The sequence below is a fragment of the Telluria sp. AIW5 genome, from assembly GCF_056680575.1.
On record NZ_CM155289.1, the window covers coordinates 505,205 to 523,106 of the forward strand.

Sequence of the window (17,902 nt, forward strand, 5' to 3'; positions counted from 1 at the left end):
GGCCGCGTCAGGGCCTGGTCAGCGGGACGTTAAGGATGTGTGAAATCGCCGTTGAAATCGATGGTGAAACGGCTGCCTCCGCCGGGCCGGTCCTGGTAGCGCAGCGTCGCGCCGAGGTATTCGCAGATGCGCAACACGAGCGACAGGCCCAGTCCCGTGCCGGCCGAGCCACGCGACGGGATGGCGGCGGCCGTCGCGCCGGAATAGGCCAGGGTCTCGCGTACCGCGGCCGGCAAACCGGGACCGGTGTCCTCGACCACGACCCGTCCCGGAGCCAGCGCGACCGTGACCGCGCCCTGCTCCGTGTACTGGCAGGCATTGCGCACGAGATTGCCGATGGCGGTGGCGCACAGTTCGGCGGGCGCCTGGACGGCGAAGGCGGGTCCCTCGAAATAATCGAGCTCGACCGGTTTGTCGGCAACCAGGTGCCGGTAGCGTTCAACTTCGCGCGCGGCGATGGCGTCGACCGCGACTGCCGGCAGGCTGCCGAGTTCGGGCGCGCGCGCCAGCAGCAGCAGGACGGTGATGCATTCGGCAGCCTCGTGCGCGGCGCGGTAGATGCGTTCGGCAGGCGCGCGTGTCGCCTGGTTGGCGGCATTGGCCATCAGGATCTCGGCCGCGCCCATGATCACGGTAAGCGGGCTGCGCAGTTCGTGGCTGACGTCGCCCGTGAAAAAGCGTTCGCGGTCGAGGAAGGCGCGCAGTTCGGTGGTGTGCGCCTCGAGCGCGCGGGCCAGGATGCCGAGTTCGTCCTTGCGCTGTATCAGCGGGAAGGAGCCACGGCCCTGGGCGACGGCATCGACCAGTTCGCCGATGGGGTTGATGAGGCGCCGGGCGACAAAACCGCCGAGCGCGGCGGCGAGCAGCAGGAAACCAAAGAAAAAGACGAGGAACATCGAATACACGACCAGCTCGACCTTCTCGTAATCGCTTTCGTGATCGACCACGACATAGGGGCCGGCCGCATCGGTACCGGACAGCACGTGCAGGCCGACGCCTTCGACGTGGATGTCGGTGACGCCTGGCGGCAAACCGCGCAGCGAGCGCGGAATGGCTTCACCGCGGTGGAAGCGCAGTCCCGACGGCAGGTCGACCGCGAGTCCGGCCGCCTGGCGCGGCAGCACCCACTTCGCCACTTCGGCCAGGCGGTTGTCGACCAGGTGCACCTCGACGCCTTCGACCGCCACCGCGGCAATCACGGCAAAGAAGATCGACAATACGATGCCGAAGGAGACAAAGGCAACGACGATGCGCCGGCGCAGCGAATCAGCCGGGCGCATCGGGGAGCGCCAAGCGGTAGCCGACGCCGGGAACGGTGAGCAGCATGGGGTACGTAAACGGCTTGTCGATTGCCTGGCGCAATGCGTGGATGTGAGTGCGCAGGGCGTCGCTGTCGGGGCGGTCGTCGCCCCACACGGCCTGCTCGAGGGTCTCACGCGAGACGATGCGCGGCGCGGATTTTAATAATGCCTGCAGCAGGATGTAGCCGGTGCGCGTCAGGTTCACGCCCTGGCCGGCGCGGCTGGCCTGCTGGGTGTCGGGGTCGAAGGTGAGTTCGCCGAAGCGCAGTTTGCTGCTGCCCGCGTTGCGCCCTTCGGAACGCCGCACCAATGCTTTTAAACGCACGTCGAGTTCAACCAGGGAGAAGGGCTTGACCAGGTAATCGTCGGCACCGCTGTCGAAACCGGCGACCTTGTCGGACAGGCTGTCGCGCGCGGTGAGCATCAGGACGGGGGTGGCGATCGACAGCTCCGCGCGCAGCTTGTGGCACAGCTCGAGGCCGTTCAGGCCGGGCAGGCCGATGTCGAGCACGATGACGTCGTATTCGTTTTCCGAGGCGAGCGCCAGCCCGGCATAGCCATTGCGGGCGGAGTCGAGGACATGTCCCTTCGGCTCGAGGAAGCCGTACAGGTTGGCCAGGATGTCGGGATGGTCTTCGACGATGAGGATGCGCATCGGGCTATTGTAAGACGAGCTGGCGCGTGGCGTGCGTACGCGGCCGACAAAGCGGCGCACAAAGCAAAAAACCCCGCCGAGCATCAGCTCAACGGGGTTTTTCTCTATAACTAGCCTGACGATAACCTACTTTCACACTGGTTGCAGCACTATCATCGGCGCAAAGTCGTTTCACGGTCCTGTTCGGGATGGGAAGGGGTGGGACCGACTTGCTATGGTCATCAGGCATAACTTGTACGAGCGGCGTTCCCTGATGGGCAACGTGCTCAGAATCTGGAGGAAGTAAAGTTTCGGGTAGTGTGAATCAACAAACAGCACACTGTATTCGAATTCTATGACCTGCTAAGGTTATAGGGACAAGCCGTACGGGCAATTAGTACTGGTTAGCTTAATGCATTACTGCACTTCCACACCCAGCCTATCAACGTCCTGGTCTCGAACGACCCTTCAAGGAGCTCAAGGCTCCGGGAAATCTCATCTCAAGGCAAGTTTCCCGCTTAGATGCTTTCAGCGGTTATCTCTTCCGAACTTAGCTACCCGGCAATGCCACTGGCGTGACAACCGGTACACCAGAGGTTCGTCCACTCCGGTCCTCTCGTACTAGGAGCAGCCCCCTTCAAATTTCCAACGCCCACGGCAGATAGGGACCAAACTGTCTCACGACGTTTTAAACCCAGCTCACGTACCACTTTAAATGGCGAACAGCCATACCCTTGGGACCGGCTACAGCCCCAGGATGTGATGAGCCGACATCGAGGTGCCAAACTCCCCCGTCGATATGAACTCTTGGGAGGAATCAGCCTGTTATCCCCAGAGTACCTTTTATCCGTTGAGCGATGGCCCTTCCATACAGAACCACCGGATCACTATGTCCTACTTTCGTACCTGCTCGACTTGTCGGTCTCGCAGTTAAGCACGCTTATGCCATTGCACTATTAGCACGATGTCCGACCGTACCTAGCGTACCTTCGAACTCCTCCGTTACACTTTAGGAGGAGACCGCCCCAGTCAAACTGCCTACCATGCACTGTCCCCGATCCGGATAACGGACCAAGGTTAGAACCTCAAACAAACCAGGGTGGTATTTCAAGGATGGCTCCACGAGAACTGGCGTCCCCGCTTCAAAGCCTCCCACCTATCCTACACAGATTGGTTCAAAGTCCAATGCAAAGCTACAGTAAAGGTTCATGGGGTCTTTCCGTCTAGCCGCGGGTAGATTGCATCATCACAAACATTTCAACTTCGCTGAGTCTCGGGAGGAGACAGTGTGGCCATCGTTACGCCATTCGTGCAGGTCGGAACTTACCCGACAAGGAATTTCGCTACCTTAGGACCGTTATAGTTACGGCCGCCGTTTACTGGGACTTCAATCAAGAGCTTGCACCCCATCATTTAATCTTCCAGCACCGGGCAGGCGTCACACCCTATACGTCCACTTTCGTGTTTGCAGAGTGCTGTGTTTTTATTAAACAGTCGCAGCCACCAGTTTATTGCAACCCGTTCATCCTTCCACAGTAAAGTGGTCAAACTACAAGGGCGTACCTTTTCCCGAAGTTACGGTACCAATTTGCCGAGTTCCTTCTCCCGAGTTCTCTCAAGCGCCTTAGAATACTCATCTCGCCCACCTGTGTCGGTTTGCGGTACGGTCTCGTATGACTGAAGCTTAGAGGCTTTTCTTGGAACCACTTCCGATTGCTTCGCAGCACAAGGCCGCTCGTCCCACTCCCTTGAATTACGTACCCGGATTTGCCTAAGTACCTTCTATGAAGCAGAAACTGACTATTCCAACAGTCAGACAACCTTCCGCGATCCGTCCCCCCATCGCATCATACGACGGTGCAGGAATATTAACCTGCTTCCCATCAGCTACGCATCTCTGCCTCGCCTTAGGGGCCGACTCACCCTGCTCCGATGAACGTTGAACAGGAAACCTTGGGCTTACGGCGTGGAGGCTTTTCACCCCCATTATCGCTACTCATGTCAGCATTCGCACTTCTGATACCTCCAGCATCCTTCACAAGACACCTTCGCAGGCTTACAGAACGCTCTCCTACCATATCCAATAAAGGATATCCGCAGCTTCGGTGACTGGCTTAGCCCCGTTACATCTTCCGCGCAGGACGACTCGATCAGTGAGCTATTACGCTTTCTTTAAATGATGGCTGCTTCTAAGCCAACATCCTGACTGTTTTAGCCTTCCCACTTCGTTTTCCACTTAGCCAATCTTTGGGACCTTAGCTGGCGGTCTGGGTTGTTTCCCTCTTGACGCCGGACGTTAGCACCCGACGTCTGTCTCCCAAGCTCGCACTCATCGGTATTCGGAGTTTGCAATGGTTTGGTAAGTCGCAATGACCCCCTAGCCATAACAGTGCTCTACCCCCGATGGTGATACTTGAGGCACTACCTAAATAGTTTTCGGAGAGAACCAGCTATTTCCAAGTTTGTTTAGCCTTTCACCCCTACCCACAGCTCATCCCCTAATTTTTCAACATTAGTGGGTTCGGACCTCCAGGGCGTGTTACCGCACCTTCATCCTGGCCATGGGTAGATCACTTGGTTTCGGGTCTACACCCAGCGACTGTCGCCCTGTTCGGACTCGATTTCTCTACGGCTCCCCTATTCGGTTAACCTCGCCACTGAATGTAAGTCGCTGACCCATTATACAAAAGGTACGCCGTCACGGAACAAGTCCGCTCCGACTGTTTGTATGCACACGGTTTCAGGATCTATTTCACTCCCCTCCCGGGGTTCTTTTCGCCTTTCCCTCACGGTACTGGTTCACTATCGGTCGATTACGAGTATTTAGCCTTGGAGGATGGTCCCCCCATGTTCAGACAGGATTTCTCGTGTCCCGCCCTACTTGTCGTACGCTTAGTATCACCGTTTGAATTTCGTGTAAGGGGCTATCACCCTCTATGGCCAACATTTCCAGGTTGTTCCACTATCCAATCGACTATCACGTACAGGCTCTTCCCATTTCGCTCGCCACTACTTTGGGAATCTCGGTTGATTTCTTTTCCTGCAGCTACTTAGATGTTTCAGTTCGCCGCGTTCGCTTTGCATGCCTATGTATTCAGCATGCAATGACCTAAAAGGCCGGGTTTCCCCATTCGGAAATCTGCGGATCAAAGTGTGTTTGCTCACTCCCCGCAGCTTATCGCAAGCTACTACGTCCTTCATCGCCTGTAATCGCCAAGGCATCCACCATGTGCACTTATTCGCTTGTCCCTATAACGTTAGCTCCTGGCGCGCAGTTACCCACCTGCCAGGAAGCGGTCATAGAAATAAGAGTACAGCTTGTTGCATGTTTGTTGATTTGTTACTACCCAGAGTACGCATTGTCATGCGTACTCAATAAAACTTTACTTCTTCCAGATTGTTAAAGAACAGAACAACAGTTAATCTCTAAAAGATCAAACCTAAGCAGCTCGTCATATTGACTTGCTTACGTTTGCACTTTCAGCCTTCGGTACCAAATGAATGGTGGAGGATGACGGGATCGAACCGACGACCCCCTGCTTGCAAAGCAGGTGCTCTCCCAGCTGAGCTAATCCCCCGATTGGGTCATGCAAATAACCTGGTAGGGCTGGTTGGACTCGAACCAACGACCCCCGCGTTATCAACACGGTGCTCTAACCAGCTGAGCTACAGCCCCGAAACTGTGTTCTTTGTTCAACAGTCGATAAGTGTGAGCGTTTGGTGACTGGGCTCAAGGCCCGGTGCTACTCTAGAAAGGAGGTGATCCAGCCGCACCTTCCGATACGGCTACCTTGTTACGACTTCACCCCAGTCACGAATCCTACCGTGGTAAGCGCCCCCCTTGCGGTTAAGCTACCTACTTCTGGTAAAACCCGCTCCCATGGTGTGACGGGCGGTGTGTACAAGACCCGGGAACGTATTCACCGCGACATGCTGATCCGCGATTACTAGCGATTCCAACTTCACGCAGTCGAGTTGCAGACTGCGATCCGGACTACGATACACTTTCTGGGATTAGCTCCCCCTCGCGGGTTGGCGGCCCTCTGTATGTACCATTGTATGACGTGTGAAGCCCTACCCATAAGGGCCATGAGGACTTGACGTCATCCCCACCTTCCTCCGGTTTGTCACCGGCAGTCTCATTAGAGTGCTCAACTGAATGTAGCAACTAATGACAAGGGTTGCGCTCGTTGCGGGACTTAACCCAACATCTCACGACACGAGCTGACGACAGCCATGCAGCACCTGTGTTCAGGTTCCCTTTCGGGCACATCCTGATCTCTCAAGACTTCCTGACATGTCAAGGGTAGGTAAGGTTTTTCGCGTTGCATCGAATTAATCCACATCATCCACCGCTTGTGCGGGTCCCCGTCAATTCCTTTGAGTTTTAATCTTGCGACCGTACTCCCCAGGCGGTCTACTTCACGCGTTAGCTGCGTTACCAAGTTAATTAAAACCCGACAACTAGTAGACATCGTTTAGGGCGTGGACTACCAGGGTATCTAATCCTGTTTGCTCCCCACGCTTTCGTGCATGAGCGTCAATCTTGACCCAGGGGGCTGCCTTCGCCATCGGTGTTCCTCCACATCTCTACGCATTTCACTGCTACACGTGGAATTCTACCCCCCTCTGCCAGATTCAAGCCTTGCAGTCTCCATCGCAATTCCCAGGTTGAGCCCGGGGCTTTCACGACAGACTTACAAAACCGCCTGCGCACGCTTTACGCCCAGTAATTCCGATTAACGCTTGCACCCTACGTATTACCGCGGCTGCTGGCACGTAGTTAGCCGGTGCTTATTCTTCAGGTACCGTCATTAGTGAGGGATATTATCCCCCACCGTTTCTTCCCTGACAAAAGAGCTTTACAACCCGAAGGCCTTCTTCACTCACGCGGCATTGCTGGATCAGGCTTGCGCCCATTGTCCAAAATTCCCCACTGCTGCCTCCCGTAGGAGTCTGGACCGTGTCTCAGTTCCAGTGTGGCTGGTCGTCCTCTCAGACCAGCTACTGATCGTGGCCTTGGTGAGCCTTTACCTCACCAACTAGCTAATCAGATATCGGCCGCTCCAGGAGCACAAGGCCTTGCGGTCCCCTGCTTTCATCCTTAGATCGTATGCGGTATTAGCGTAACTTTCGCTACGTTATCCCCCACTCTTGGGTACGTTCCGATATATTACTCACCCGTTCGCCACTCGCCGCCAGGTTGCCCCGCGCTGCCGTTCGACTTGCATGTGTAAAGCATGCCGCCAGCGTTCAATCTGAGCCAGGATCAAACTCTTCAGTTCAATCTCTGTTTGTTGGCATTGCTGCCACCGCTATTGCTAGCGGGTCGCTCACTCAAAATACTGACCGTTATCCCATTGCTGAGACAACGTATTTCTTTTTTGTGAACATTTGATAATTTAAGTAATCAGTGACCGAAGTCACTGGCACCTTCATCAAACGCCCACACTTATCGACTGTTAATTTTTAAAGAACTTGTTCGGTACTGCGTCTTGCTACTTGTCGACAAAGCGTTTTGTTTGTCAGCAGCAGAGAGATGAGATTATGCAGTGTTTCGCGTTTTTCGTCAACCTCTTTTTTGTTGCACCGCAGCTTTTGCGGTTCCTTTTGTCAACACAACACCTTGATTTCGTTGTCGTTTTCAGCAGGAGGCGAATTATAGCGAACCCCGACGGGAGTCCGCAAGTGCTTTTTGTTGGGATCAAAACAGGCCTAGTGCGTCGCGCCAATACAACGGGTAAAACGGCTTCCCCTACTGCAGTCAGACGGGCTGGCCTGGCTGCTGCGCGCGCAACTGTGCGCATTCGTCGTCGCTGAACAGGCGCGAGCGGGTCAGGAAGCGCTTCCCGGTGCCGTTATCGAGCGAGAACATGCCGCCATTGCCCGCGACGACATCAATGATCAGCTGGGTATGCTCCCAATACCCGAACTGTTCGACGCCCATATAGAAGGGTGTGCCGCCCAGGTTGCCGAGATGGACGTCGGTGTCGCTCAGGTTGAACTCGTCCTGCGGATAGCACATCGGTGCGCTGCCGTCGCAGCAGCCGCCCGACTGGAAGAACATCAGCGGACCGTGCCGTAGCCGCAGTTCCTGGATAAAGTCCAGCGCCGCCGGTGTCGCGGTCACACGTTCGATCGCAGTTCCCATGCCCTCCTCCGATTCCGACTAAGTTTTACTCCGAAACCATAGAGTGTGCGAAATCCCGCGGCGCACACGGCGCCGCGGGAAACGCGCCTCAGAAGAAGCCGAGCGCTTTCGGGCTATAGCTGACCAGCAGGTTCTTGGTCTGCTGATAATGGTCGAGCATCATCTTGTGGTTCTCGCGGCCGATGCCCGACTGTTTATAGCCGCCGAACGCGGCGTGGGCCGGGTACAGGTGGTAGCAGTTGGTCCAGACGCGGCCGGCCTGAATCGCCCGGCCCATGCGGAAGGCGCGCGAGGCGTCGCGCGTCCAGAGCCCGGCGCCCAGGCCATACAGGGTGTCGTTGGCGATGCGCAGCGCGTCGGCTTCGTCCTTGAAGGTCGTGACCGATACCACCGGCCCGAAGATCTCTTCCTGGAAGATGCGCATTTTATTGTCGCCCTTGAACACGGTCGGGCGCACGTAATACCCTTCGGCCAGTTCTCCGCCCTGCATGTTGCGCTCGCCGCCAGCCAGCACCTCGGCACCCTCCTGGCGGCCGATGTCGAGGTAGGAGAGGATTTTCTCGAGCTGTTCCTGCGAAGCCTGGGCGCCGATCATGGTCGACGAATCCAATGGATTGCCCTGCTTGATGGCGGCAACACGTGCCAGCGCACGCTCGATGAAACGTTCGTAAATCGATTCCTGGACCAGCACACGGGACGGGCAGGTGCACACTTCTCCCTGGTTCAGCGCGAACATCGCAAAGCCTTCCAGGCACTTGTCGAAGAATTCGTCGTCCGCGTCCATGACGTCGGCAAAGAAGATGTTGGGTGATTTGCCGCCCAGTTCCAGCGTGACCGGGATCAGGTTCTGCGCCGCGTAGCCCATGATCAGGCGCCCGGTGCCGGTCTCGCCCGTAAACGCGATCTTGGCGATGCGTTTACTGGAGGCCAGCGGCTTGCCCGCCTCGAGCCCGAAGCCATTCACGACATTGACCACGCCCGGCGGCAGCAAATCGCCGATCAGTTCCATCAGCACCATGATCGAGGCCGGGGTCTGCTCGGCCGGTTTCAGCACGACGCAGTTGCCGGCGGCCAGCGCCGGCGCCAGCTTCCAGACCGCCATCAAAACCGGAAAGTTCCAGGGAATGATCTGGCCAACGACACCGAGCGGCTCGTGGAAGTGATACGCATAGGTTTCGTGGTCGATCTGGGCGATCGAGCCCTCCTGCGCGCGGATGGCGCCAGCGAAATAACGGAAATGGTCGATGGCGAGGGGAATGTCGGCCGCCATCGACTCGCGGATCGGTTTGCCATTGTCGATGGTCTCGGCGGTGGCGATCATGGTGAGGTTCTGTTCGATGCGGTCGGCGATCTTGTTCAGGATGTTGGCGCGCTCGGCCGGCGAGGTCTTGCCCCAGGCTTCCCTGGCCTCGTGGGCGGCGTCCAGCGCCAGTTCGATGTCCTCGGCGGTCGAGCGGGCGATCTCGCAGAAGGGCTGGCCGGTGATCGGCGTGACGTTGGGGAAGTACTCGCCCTTGACCGGGGCCACGAAGCGGCCGCCAATATAATTGTCGTAGCGCTGCTTGAACGGGTTGGCAACGCCGAGCTTGCTGATGTCCGCGAGATTCATGTCATCCTCTTTCTTCATGGTTGTAGGCCGTTGGCAGCAACGGGTGTGTCGAAGCACACCGGGACTGCCGCAAGGGCCGTGCCAGCACCTCCTGCCCCGTACACGCCGGGGCCGCTGTGTGTTTCCGGTACACCTGTTTCAAAATCAGGACAGCACAAGCGGTCAGCGGACCGGTACACCCCCGGTCGACGAACCCACAGCGGTAGCGATGCAAGCGCCATGCCACGCAGCTGCGGGCGCGTTTTTTGCATGAGGGGTATATTGCTTGTCGCATTTAGCAGCAGCCCGCCTCGCGGGGAGCAATCACAACACTGGAGAGACAATGACGCAACACGCATTCCGCTTGAACGCGATCGCCGCCCTGTGCGCCTGCTGGCCGCTGGCGTCGTTCGCGGCAGACGCGCCGCAAGAGCCGCAGACACAAGCGCCGATGGTGCAGGGCCCGATGAACGTGGTGGTCGTGACCGGCAGCCGATCCGAGCACACCAGCTTCGACCTGCCGGCCGCCATCGACGTGATCGACGCGGCGCAGATCCGCGACACCCAGCCGCGCGTGAACGCGTCCGAGGCACTGGCCTCGGTGCCGGGCCTGGTCGCGCGCGACCGCCAGAATTATGCGCAAGACCTGCAGATTTCCTCGCGCGGCTTCGGCGCCCGTTCCGCCTTCGGCGTGCGCGGCGTGCGCCTGATCGCCGACGGCATCCCGGCCACCATGCCCGACGGCCAGGGCCAGGCCGCCACCTTCAATCTCGACATGGCCGAGCGCATCGAAGTGCTGCGCGGCCCGTTCTCGGCCCTGTACGGCAACCACTCGGGCGGCGTCGTCCAGCTGTTTACGCGCGATCCGAAGGGGCCGCCCTCGGTGGAGGCGAGCGTGACGGGCGGCAGCGACGGCATGCATAAATTCGACCTGAACGCCCAGGGCAGCTCCGGCAATCTCGGCTACCTGCTGGACGCGTCCCGCTTCGAGACCGACGGCTTTCGCGACCACGGCGCGGCCACCCGCGAACAGGCCTATGCCAAGCTGACCGCGGCCACCTCCGCTACCAGCCGCCTCGTGCTGACCGCCAGCGGCCTGCGCCAGAACGACACGCAAGATCCGCTCGGCGTTACCTGGAACACCTACCAGCGCGATCCGCGTGCCGGCGAAATCGACACCACCGACACCCAGTTCCCGCAGCGCACGCTGGCCGAGCGCTACAACACCCGGAAAAGCATCGACCACAAGCAGTTCGGGGCAACCTGGGAAAGCCGCTTCGGCGCGAATCGGCTGCAGCTCACCGCGTATGGCGGCAACCGCCGCGTGGTGCAGTACCAGTCGTTCTCGCGCGGCTTCCAGGCGCCCAGCACCCATTCGGGCGGCGTGGTCGACTTCGACCGCGATTTCTACGGCGTCGACGTCAACTGGCGCGACGTGCGCGAGCTGGCCGGCGGCACCCTGCGCACCACGGTCGGCATCGACGCCGGCCGCTCGACCGATTCGCGCCAGGGCTTCGAGAACTTCGTCGTGAATGGGGCCCAAACGGAGTTCGGCCTGCGCGGACGCCTGCGCCGCGACGAGGAAGACAAGGTCGCCAACGTCGACCCTTACCTGCAGATGGAATGGGAGCGCGACAACTGGGTCGTCACGGGCGGCCTGCGCCGCAGCCGCGTAAGCTTCGAGGTCGACGACCGCTACCTCTCGAATGGCAACGACAGCGGCGAAGTTCGCTACAGCCATACGACGCCCCTGATCGGCCTGCTCTATAAAATCTCGCCGACCCTGAACGTGTATGCCAGCGCCGCGCGCGGCTTCGAGACCCCGACCCTGAACGAACTGTTTTATTCGGGCGCCGGCGCCGGCTTTAACTTTAACCTGGGGCCGGCCACCGGCACCCATCTGGAGGCCGGCCTCAAAACCGTCATCGGCAAGGACATCCGGGTGAATGCGGCGCTGTTCCAGGTGAAGACCCAGGACGAACTGGTGGTCGACGTTTCCAGCGGCGGCCGCACCAGCTACCGCAACGCCAGCGCCACGCTGCGCCAGGGCGGCGAGCTGTCGGTCGACGCCGACCTGGGCGCCGGCTGGAATGCGAAGCTGGCCCTGTCGGCGCTGCGCGCGATCTACGACGAAGGTTTCGGAGCGGTGCCGGAGGGCAGCCGCCTGCCGGGCGTGCCGAAGACCAGCGTGTACGGGGAGCTGGGCTGGAAGGAAGCGGCCGGACGCTACGGCGCCGCGCTCGAGACGATCGCCAACGGCCGCGTCTATGCGGAAGACACGAACACCGCGCAGGCCGCGCCGGGCTATGCGATTTTCAATGCGCGGGCGCAGGCCAGCCAGCAGGCGGGCGGGTGGCGTTTCAAGGAGTTCGTGCGGCTGAACAACCTGTTCGACCGGCAGTATGTGGGGTCGGTGATCGTGGGGGATGCGAACCGGCGGTTTTATGAAGGGGCGCCGGGGAGGAACTGGGTGCTGGGGGTGAGTGGGCAGTATCAGTTTTAAGGCGGTGCAGGTAGGGTGGGCGCCCCGTGCCCACGCGGAACGTGGAGCAGACGGGACATCGCGGCGAGCGCCGGTGAATGATCGATCAAAGCGGCCATCATATGGGTCGCCACGATGCATGCTTCCGTGTGGGCACGGGGCGCCCACCCTACTCAAAACCGGTACCGCACCCCCGCATTGAACGTCCGCGGCGCACCCGGCGCAACAAAACGCGCCTGCGCCGGCGTCACCGCACCGGCTGGCGGCTGCAGCAACTGCCCGTCCGGGAACATGTCGGTCGCCAGCGCGCCAAAACTTTCGTAGCGCCGGTCGAAGACGTTATTTACCCGCGCAAACAACTCCCAGCCCGGCAAAAAGCGCCAGCGCGCGTGCAGGTTCACCAATGCGTAGCCGCGCACGCTCCAGTCGGCGCGGCGCGCTTCTTCTCCCTCTGCCGCATCCGCGATCAACCCGTCTTCGTTGCCCTGCACCGGCGCGTGCGACAGCGCTTGCAAGTCCGTCCCCAGCACCAGGCCGGGCCGCAGGTCCCAGTCCAGGCCCAGTTTCAGGGTATGGCGCGGCAGCCCGGCGATCGGCGTGCCGCGGCCGACCGTCACCGTGCGCGCCCCGGTGAACAGCGTGCCGGCCGCATCGTAGGTCGCGCGCAGGTAGCTGTAGTCGATGCGCGCGCGCAGCAGCCCCCACTGACCGTGCGCGCCGAGGTCCGCGCCCTGGTGGCGGGTGCGATCGAAATTCGAAAAATAGCCGGCGCGCGAAGCCCCGGCGCGGCTGAACAGGATGTCGTCGCGGTTGACCGTGCGGTACAGCGTGGCGGTGAACCCGGACCGCCCCTGCCCGCCGCGCAGGCCCGCCTCCATGGTGCGCGCCACCACCTGCTTCAGGTAGGGATCCGATTGCAGCCCGACCGGCAGCCGGCACGGTTCATCCGGGTCGGCGCAGCCAAGTTCGATCACGGTCGGCACCCGGTTGCTCTGGGCGATATTCGCGAACCAGGTCAGCGGCCCGCGCTCGTGGGTGAAACCGAGCGCCGGGTTCAGGCGGCGATAAATAAACGCTTCCGGCGCCTTGGGTCCGTCTTCGGTGGTGAGCGTATTGCCGACGCGGGCGTGGTTGTAGCGCATCGAGGCCGTCAGGTGGGTCGACTGCGCCAGCGCCACCGTGGTGGCGGCATACACGCCCACAGCGCGCGAAGTGCCGTCGACGGAGGATGCCGGTTCACGCTCCTCGCCAGGTTCGGCCTCGACGCCGCGTGCCGGCGTAAAAAAGGCTGCCTGCTCGAATTGCGCGAAGCCGACACGGCTGCTGTCCCAGGTCGCGCCGAGATTGAACCGGTGGCCGCCGTAGCGGCGCGCCAGGTCGATGCTCGCCCCTCTTCCGCGCTGGCGCGTACTGGTGGTATTCAGGCTGGCCGGGTGGAGGGCCTGCGCCTGCGCGCGCGTCAGGCCGCAGTCGCCGGCATCGACCGGGCTGCCGTCGGCGAGGAAACCGGCGGCGCAATCCTCGACGACATCGGCGTACTCGTCGCCGACGTCGCCACCGACGGTGTCGCGCCGGCTGTTGCGCAGGTAAGCGGAGGCGGTCAGCTCGGTCGCCGCATCGAAGCGGTGGTTCAGGCGCACGGCCGCCTGCAGCAGGCGGTTGCGGGTGCGGTCGGGGAAGGTGTAGACGGCACGCCGGTCCGTGTCATACAGGCCGGGCAGGCGTTCGCCGTCCTCGTCGCGGTAGCCCGGTACCAGGCCATTGCCGAGCAGGCGGCTGCGTCCGCCCAGCAGCGTGAACTGCCAGTCGGTGCGTTCGCCCTCATGGCCCGCTTTCAGGAACAGGTTGCCGAGGCGCCCGTCGGAATGATCGCGCCAGCCATCCTCCTCGAACAGGGTGGCGGCCGCAAACGCGTGCCAGCCGTCCGGGCCGCGCACACCGTAGGCGAGGTCGGCGCGGCGCCGCCCGTGCTCGCCGAGCGTGAGCGCCAGTTCGGCGCCGGGGTCCTCCAGGCCGGAGCGGGTTTCGAGCGCGAGCGCACCGCCCAGCGTGTTCAGGCCATATAAAGGGTTCGAGCCGGGCACCAGCGACAGGCGGGCGAGGGCCGCTTCCGGCAGCATGTCCCAGTTCACGACGTCGCCGAAGGGCTCGTTCACGCGCACGCCGTCGAGATACACCGACAGGCCCTGGCCGGTGCCGAGGATCGGGGAGGCGCGAAAGCCGCGATACGTCAGGTCGGCCTGGAAGGGACTGCCGGAAATCTCGTTGACGTTCACGCCGTGCAGGCGGCGCGCCATGTTGTCGACGAGGTTGCCGCCGCCGGCGTCGCGCAGCGCCGCACGTTCGAGCGTTTGCACGCCATACGGCAGCAGGCGCAGGTCGCCGCCGCCAGCGGCAAAAGGCACGACGCCGACGACTTCGACCCGTGCCACCGGTGGCTGGGGCTCGGGCACAGGCCCGGACTCGGGCGTCGCCGCTGCGGCCGGCAGCAGCGCCAGGCCGAATGCGCCGGCCAGCAAGCGCGCGCTCATGGGTTCACCGCTTGCTGGCCATGGTGCGCGGACGGCGACCGCGTGATGCTGTGCTTCATAGGGTGCTTCCTGCTGTTATCGAACGGGACAATGACCTGTACGAGCAAACGGCGTGCCATGGCGAGAACGCGTCAATGCGCACGCGCTTGTGCCAAATTGGAACAGGTGTCACAGGGAGGCTGCCGTCGACTCCTGCAGCAAGGCCGCGGCGGCGCCGGGATACAGGCGCGCGAGCGTGGCGTTGGCCGCCGCTTCGACGACCGTGAACACCCGGGCCGCCGCCTTGCCCAGGTCGGGCGCGGCGCGCACTTCCTGCCACAGTGTGCCGAGCGGCTGCGCGCCCAGCGCCGCCTCGACCTCGGCCTGCCAGAAGGCCGGCGCTTCGCTTTCGACATAGTTGCCGCGCCCGCGCCCGAAGTGGGCCACAGCCAGGTAGCGCAGCACGGCGCCGACCAGCAGCGTGTGGAGAAAAGCGTCGGCGAACTGCACACCGGGCTTGTCGCCCTCGCCGCGCCCATTGAAACCCCAGGCGGCGCCGGCCGCCGTCAGGCCGCCGACGATCGCCCCGAGCAGCGCGCCGCCCCCCAGGGTCAAGCCGCCCGCCATCAGGTCGGCCGACAGGCCTGTGGCCGCGCCCGACACCACCGCGCCGAGCAGGCCGGCCTGGGCCCGGTCGATCGGCGCGCGCACGGCGAAGTTTTCGCGCACGCGGGTGTTGACAGCGCGCGCTTCGCCCGGATCGACCTTGTGCAGCACCAGCATGCGCATGGTGGCTTTGTTGATCTCGCCGTTCAGGCGTTCGACCAGCGCCGCCATCGCCAGCTCCTGGCGCTTTTGCTGGTCCTTGCTTAAGCCCACCGCTTTCAGTGCGCTGCGCAGGAAGCCCCCGCCCGCATCAAGCACAGGCTGGCTGTCGCGCGCTGCGGCCGCCACCTGTTCGGCGCAGATGCGCAGGGCGCTGGCATAGCGCTGGCGGTTGTGCGCTTCCCAGGCCGCGCGCAGGCGCGCATAACCCGCCTGCTTGTCCGGCGCGACCAGCGGCGCCACCGCCTCGTAGAAGACGTGTTCATGCACCCAGCAGCGCGCGAAGGCGTCCAGCGCCAGCACGTCGCGCACGACTGCGAAACGCGACAAATGTTTTTTCCATTCCTGCTGCTCGAGGCCTTCCTGCGCCCCGGGACGCGGCGGACCCATCTGGTTGAGCAGCACCACGACGGGTTTGCCGAGCCATTCGAGGATATTCATCTCAGCCGGTAGATAGCCGGCGTCGCTTGGGCGTTCCGACGAATTGACGAGGTAAAGGACGACGTCGGCCTCGTCCCTGGCCGCGCGCAAAGCCTGCTGGCTGAGCCAGAACGGACGGTCGCGGTAGCGGTCGAACACTTCACGCAGAAACCAGCCGATCGGATTGCCGGCCAGCGCCAGCCGTTTCAACAGGCGTACCGAATCGCCGAAGCCGGGGGTGTCCCACAGCAGCAGGGTGTCGCCCGCCGGACTGGTCTGCAGGGGATGGGCTTCGGCAAAGGTCGTCACGTGGGCGGCGTCGCGCACTTCGCCCACGTCCACGCCGACCAGGGTGCGCGCCAGGGTCGTCTTGCCGTTGTTCGTGTGCGAGACCAGGGCGAACTGGATTTTGACGGGGGCTTCACTCATCGCAGCTCCGGCAGGGCCAGGCCCGCGCCCAGTTCGATCGGGCGTTTATCCGGGTCGACCAGGTTCACCACGGTCGCGGCGGTGCCATGGAAACTGCAGAACTGGCGCCACAGGGCGATGCGTTCGGCCACGCGCGCCTCGAGACCGGCCTGACCCGCGCCGCGTTCGGTCATGCTCGATTCGTCGAGCAGCACGGCGACGCCGCGGCGGCTGGCGCGCACCAGGTAGTCGAGGAAGGCGCCGTGATTTTCCTTTTCGGGCGTGGCCGCCAGGCTGAACAGGGCAGCGGTGACGGTGACGCCGGCGTCATCGGCGGGCGTGTCGCCCAGCGCATCCTTCGGCTCTTCGCCATAGGGAACGGTTGGGCGCAGCAGCACGCGTGCCTGGGCGCCCAGCGCCATCGCGGCCACCGTCCACAGGCCGCGGTCGCGCGCCTCGTCGAGGGTAAAACTGTAGGGCAGCACGCGCAGCAGGGCCGGGGTGCCGGCACCGATGCTGTCGGCCAGGCGGCGGAAATACGGATGTTCGAGCTCGAGCGGGAAGCGCCGCGCCAGGCGCCGCGCGCGCCAAGCTGCGAAGCCTGCCAGGAGCAGGCGCGGCAGCACGACCAGCAGCAGGATGGTCGCGCCATATAAATACACCCAGCGCTCGCCGCCGGTGGCCGGGGTGCCGGCGCTGAAGCGCAGCGATTCGATGTCGGCCAGGGTGAAGCCCTGCAAAAAGGGGAAGACGAACAGGACGGGTGTGAATAGCCAGGACAGCAGGGTGTGGACCTGGCTGGCATCAAGGAAGGTGCTTTCCCAGCCGGCGACATATTGGGTCAGGAGGCCGCGCGCATACAGCGACAGCACGGCGCCCAGGGCAAAGGCGGCGGCCGACAGGTGCACGGTGCGCGACAGGCGCGCGCGCGTCAGCGGCTCGCTCAGCACGGCCCATTCGGTCATGAAGTTGGTCATGCCGGTGGCGAGCGCGCCCGGCAGCTTGCGCGGCAGCGCGGCCTTGCCGACGCTCAGGCGGCGCAACAATCCCTGCCCCGCCCAGCCGGTCTTGCGCCCGGGGATCAGGGCCCATACCAGCAGCACCAGGTAGACCAGCAGGTTCCAGCCGATGATGAACAGCAGGGGCGCGGACAGCAGGTCGACCCGGTGCGGATCGGCGATGCGGTCGAGCAGCGCGCCGGCGAACAGGGCCAGCACCGGCAGCGCCGCCCAGATGCCCGGCAGTCCGAGGCCGCGGCGCTGGAAGGTGGCGAAGGCCGGCGTGCGCTCGGCCAGTCGTTTCAAAATTTGCTCGGAGCGCTGCTCGAGAAAATGTTCCTGGGTGAGCGCGGCCTTGCTGTCGGCCGCCTGCCAGGCCGCCAGCTCGCGTGCGCTGCGGCTGGCGTACTTGCGGTCGTCTTCGCTCAGCACCTGGTGGCCGGTATCGGCGCTTTCGATCGCGCGCACCAGCACGACCCGTCGTGCAACTTGTTCGTTCATGCTCGTCCTGTTTTATTGGATTGGCAACATCGCAAGCGAGATTGTGCACCAGAATGGCTTTCCATTGCGTTCGGGCCGACAGCC

General features: G+C 62.4%; 8 protein-coding genes, 2 tRNA genes and 3 rRNA genes. 1 reads left to right on the forward strand and 12 read right to left on the reverse strand.

Annotated features, from left to right (window positions below):
• Positions 1-29: 29 nt before the first annotated feature.
• The 9 genes from AC1MEM_RS02225 to adh form a co-directional block, all read right to left on the reverse strand.
• Positions 30-1,280, reverse strand: coding sequence for a sensor histidine kinase (locus AC1MEM_RS02225; RefSeq protein WP_499475061.1), 1,251 nt, complete (start codon positions 1,278-1,280; stop codon positions 30-32).
• Positions 1,267-1,956 (reverse strand): response regulator transcription factor, encoded by a 690-nt coding sequence (locus tag AC1MEM_RS02230; RefSeq protein ID WP_499475062.1) that lies wholly within the window; start codon positions 1,954-1,956, stop codon positions 1,267-1,269. The genes AC1MEM_RS02225 and AC1MEM_RS02230 overlap by 14 nt, the downstream gene beginning before the upstream one ends.
• A gap of 113 nt (positions 1,957-2,069) precedes the next feature.
• Positions 2,070-2,182 (reverse strand): 5S ribosomal RNA (gene rrf, locus AC1MEM_RS02235).
• Between the two features lie 126 nt (positions 2,183-2,308).
• Positions 2,309-5,184: ribosomal RNA gene (locus tag AC1MEM_RS02240) — 23S ribosomal RNA — on the reverse strand.
• 253 nt (positions 5,185-5,437) lie between these two features.
• Positions 5,438-5,513, reverse strand: a tRNA-Ala gene (locus tag AC1MEM_RS02245).
• A gap of 21 nt (positions 5,514-5,534) precedes the next feature.
• Positions 5,535-5,611, reverse strand: a tRNA-Ile gene (locus AC1MEM_RS02250).
• Between the two features lie 76 nt (positions 5,612-5,687).
• Positions 5,688-7,220 (reverse strand): 16S ribosomal RNA (locus AC1MEM_RS02255).
• Together the 16S, 23S and 5S rRNA genes with 2 tRNA genes alongside form the textbook arrangement of a ribosomal RNA operon.
• A gap of 479 nt (positions 7,221-7,699) precedes the next feature.
• On the reverse strand, positions 7,700-8,086 hold the full coding sequence (locus tag AC1MEM_RS02260) for a DUF779 domain-containing protein (protein ID WP_499475063.1): 387 nt from the start codon (positions 8,084-8,086) through the stop codon (positions 7,700-7,702).
• Between the two features lie 88 nt (positions 8,087-8,174).
• Positions 8,175-9,695: an aldehyde dehydrogenase gene (gene adh / locus AC1MEM_RS02265; protein WP_499475064.1), complete on the reverse strand. Its 1,521-nt coding sequence runs from the start codon at positions 9,693-9,695 to the stop codon at positions 8,175-8,177.
• Positions 9,696-10,017: 322 nt separating this feature from the next.
• Here adh and AC1MEM_RS02270 point away from each other — a divergent pair, with 322 nt between their 5' ends.
• Positions 10,018-12,177 (forward strand): TonB-dependent receptor family protein, encoded by a 2,160-nt coding sequence (locus tag AC1MEM_RS02270; protein WP_499475065.1) that lies wholly within the window; start codon positions 10,018-10,020, stop codon positions 12,175-12,177.
• A 152-nt stretch (positions 12,178-12,329) separates the two neighbouring features.
• On the opposite strand, the gene AC1MEM_RS02275 is transcribed toward AC1MEM_RS02270, so the two are convergent.
• The 3 genes from AC1MEM_RS02275 to AC1MEM_RS02285 all read right to left on the reverse strand — a co-directional run bounded on the left by AC1MEM_RS02275 (position 12,330) and on the right by AC1MEM_RS02285 (position 17,818).
• Positions 12,330-14,687, reverse strand: coding sequence for a TonB-dependent receptor (locus AC1MEM_RS02275; protein ID WP_499475066.1), 2,358 nt, complete (start codon positions 14,685-14,687; stop codon positions 12,330-12,332).
• Between the two features lie 168 nt (positions 14,688-14,855).
• Entirely contained in the window at positions 14,856-16,340 is a 1,485-nt protein-coding gene (locus tag AC1MEM_RS02280; protein ID WP_499475068.1) for a DUF3482 domain-containing protein, read from the reverse strand.
• Entirely contained in the window at positions 16,337-17,818 is a 1,482-nt protein-coding gene (locus tag AC1MEM_RS02285; protein ID WP_499475069.1) for a DUF2868 domain-containing protein, read from the reverse strand. The genes AC1MEM_RS02280 and AC1MEM_RS02285 overlap by 4 nt, the downstream gene beginning before the upstream one ends.
• Positions 17,819-17,902: the final 84 nt, after the last annotated feature.

Excerpts from the sequence above, each read along its gene's own strand:
- AC1MEM_RS02225 (WP_499475061.1), bottom strand. The coding sequence starts at position 1,280 with ATGCGCCCGGCTGATTCGCTGCGCCGGCGCATCGTCGTTGCCTTTGTC.
- AC1MEM_RS02230 (WP_499475062.1), bottom strand. The coding sequence starts at position 1,956 with ATGCGCATCCTCATCGTCGAAGACCATCCCGACATCCTGGCCAACCTG.
- AC1MEM_RS02260 (WP_499475063.1), bottom strand. The coding sequence starts at position 8,086 with ATGGGAACTGCGATCGAACGTGTGACCGCGACACCGGCGGCGCTGGAC.
- adh (WP_499475064.1), bottom strand. The coding sequence starts at position 9,695 with ATGAATCTCGCGGACATCAGCAAGCTCGGCGTTGCCAACCCGTTCAAG.
- AC1MEM_RS02270 (WP_499475065.1), top strand. The coding sequence starts at position 10,018 with ATGACGCAACACGCATTCCGCTTGAACGCGATCGCCGCCCTGTGCGCC.
- AC1MEM_RS02275 (WP_499475066.1), bottom strand. The coding sequence starts at position 14,687 with ATGAGCGCGCGCTTGCTGGCCGGCGCATTCGGCCTGGCGCTGCTGCCG.
- AC1MEM_RS02280 (WP_499475068.1), bottom strand. The coding sequence starts at position 16,340 with ATGAGTGAAGCCCCCGTCAAAATCCAGTTCGCCCTGGTCTCGCACACG.
- AC1MEM_RS02285 (WP_499475069.1), bottom strand. The coding sequence starts at position 17,818 with ATGAACGAACAAGTTGCACGACGGGTCGTGCTGGTGCGCGCGATCGAA.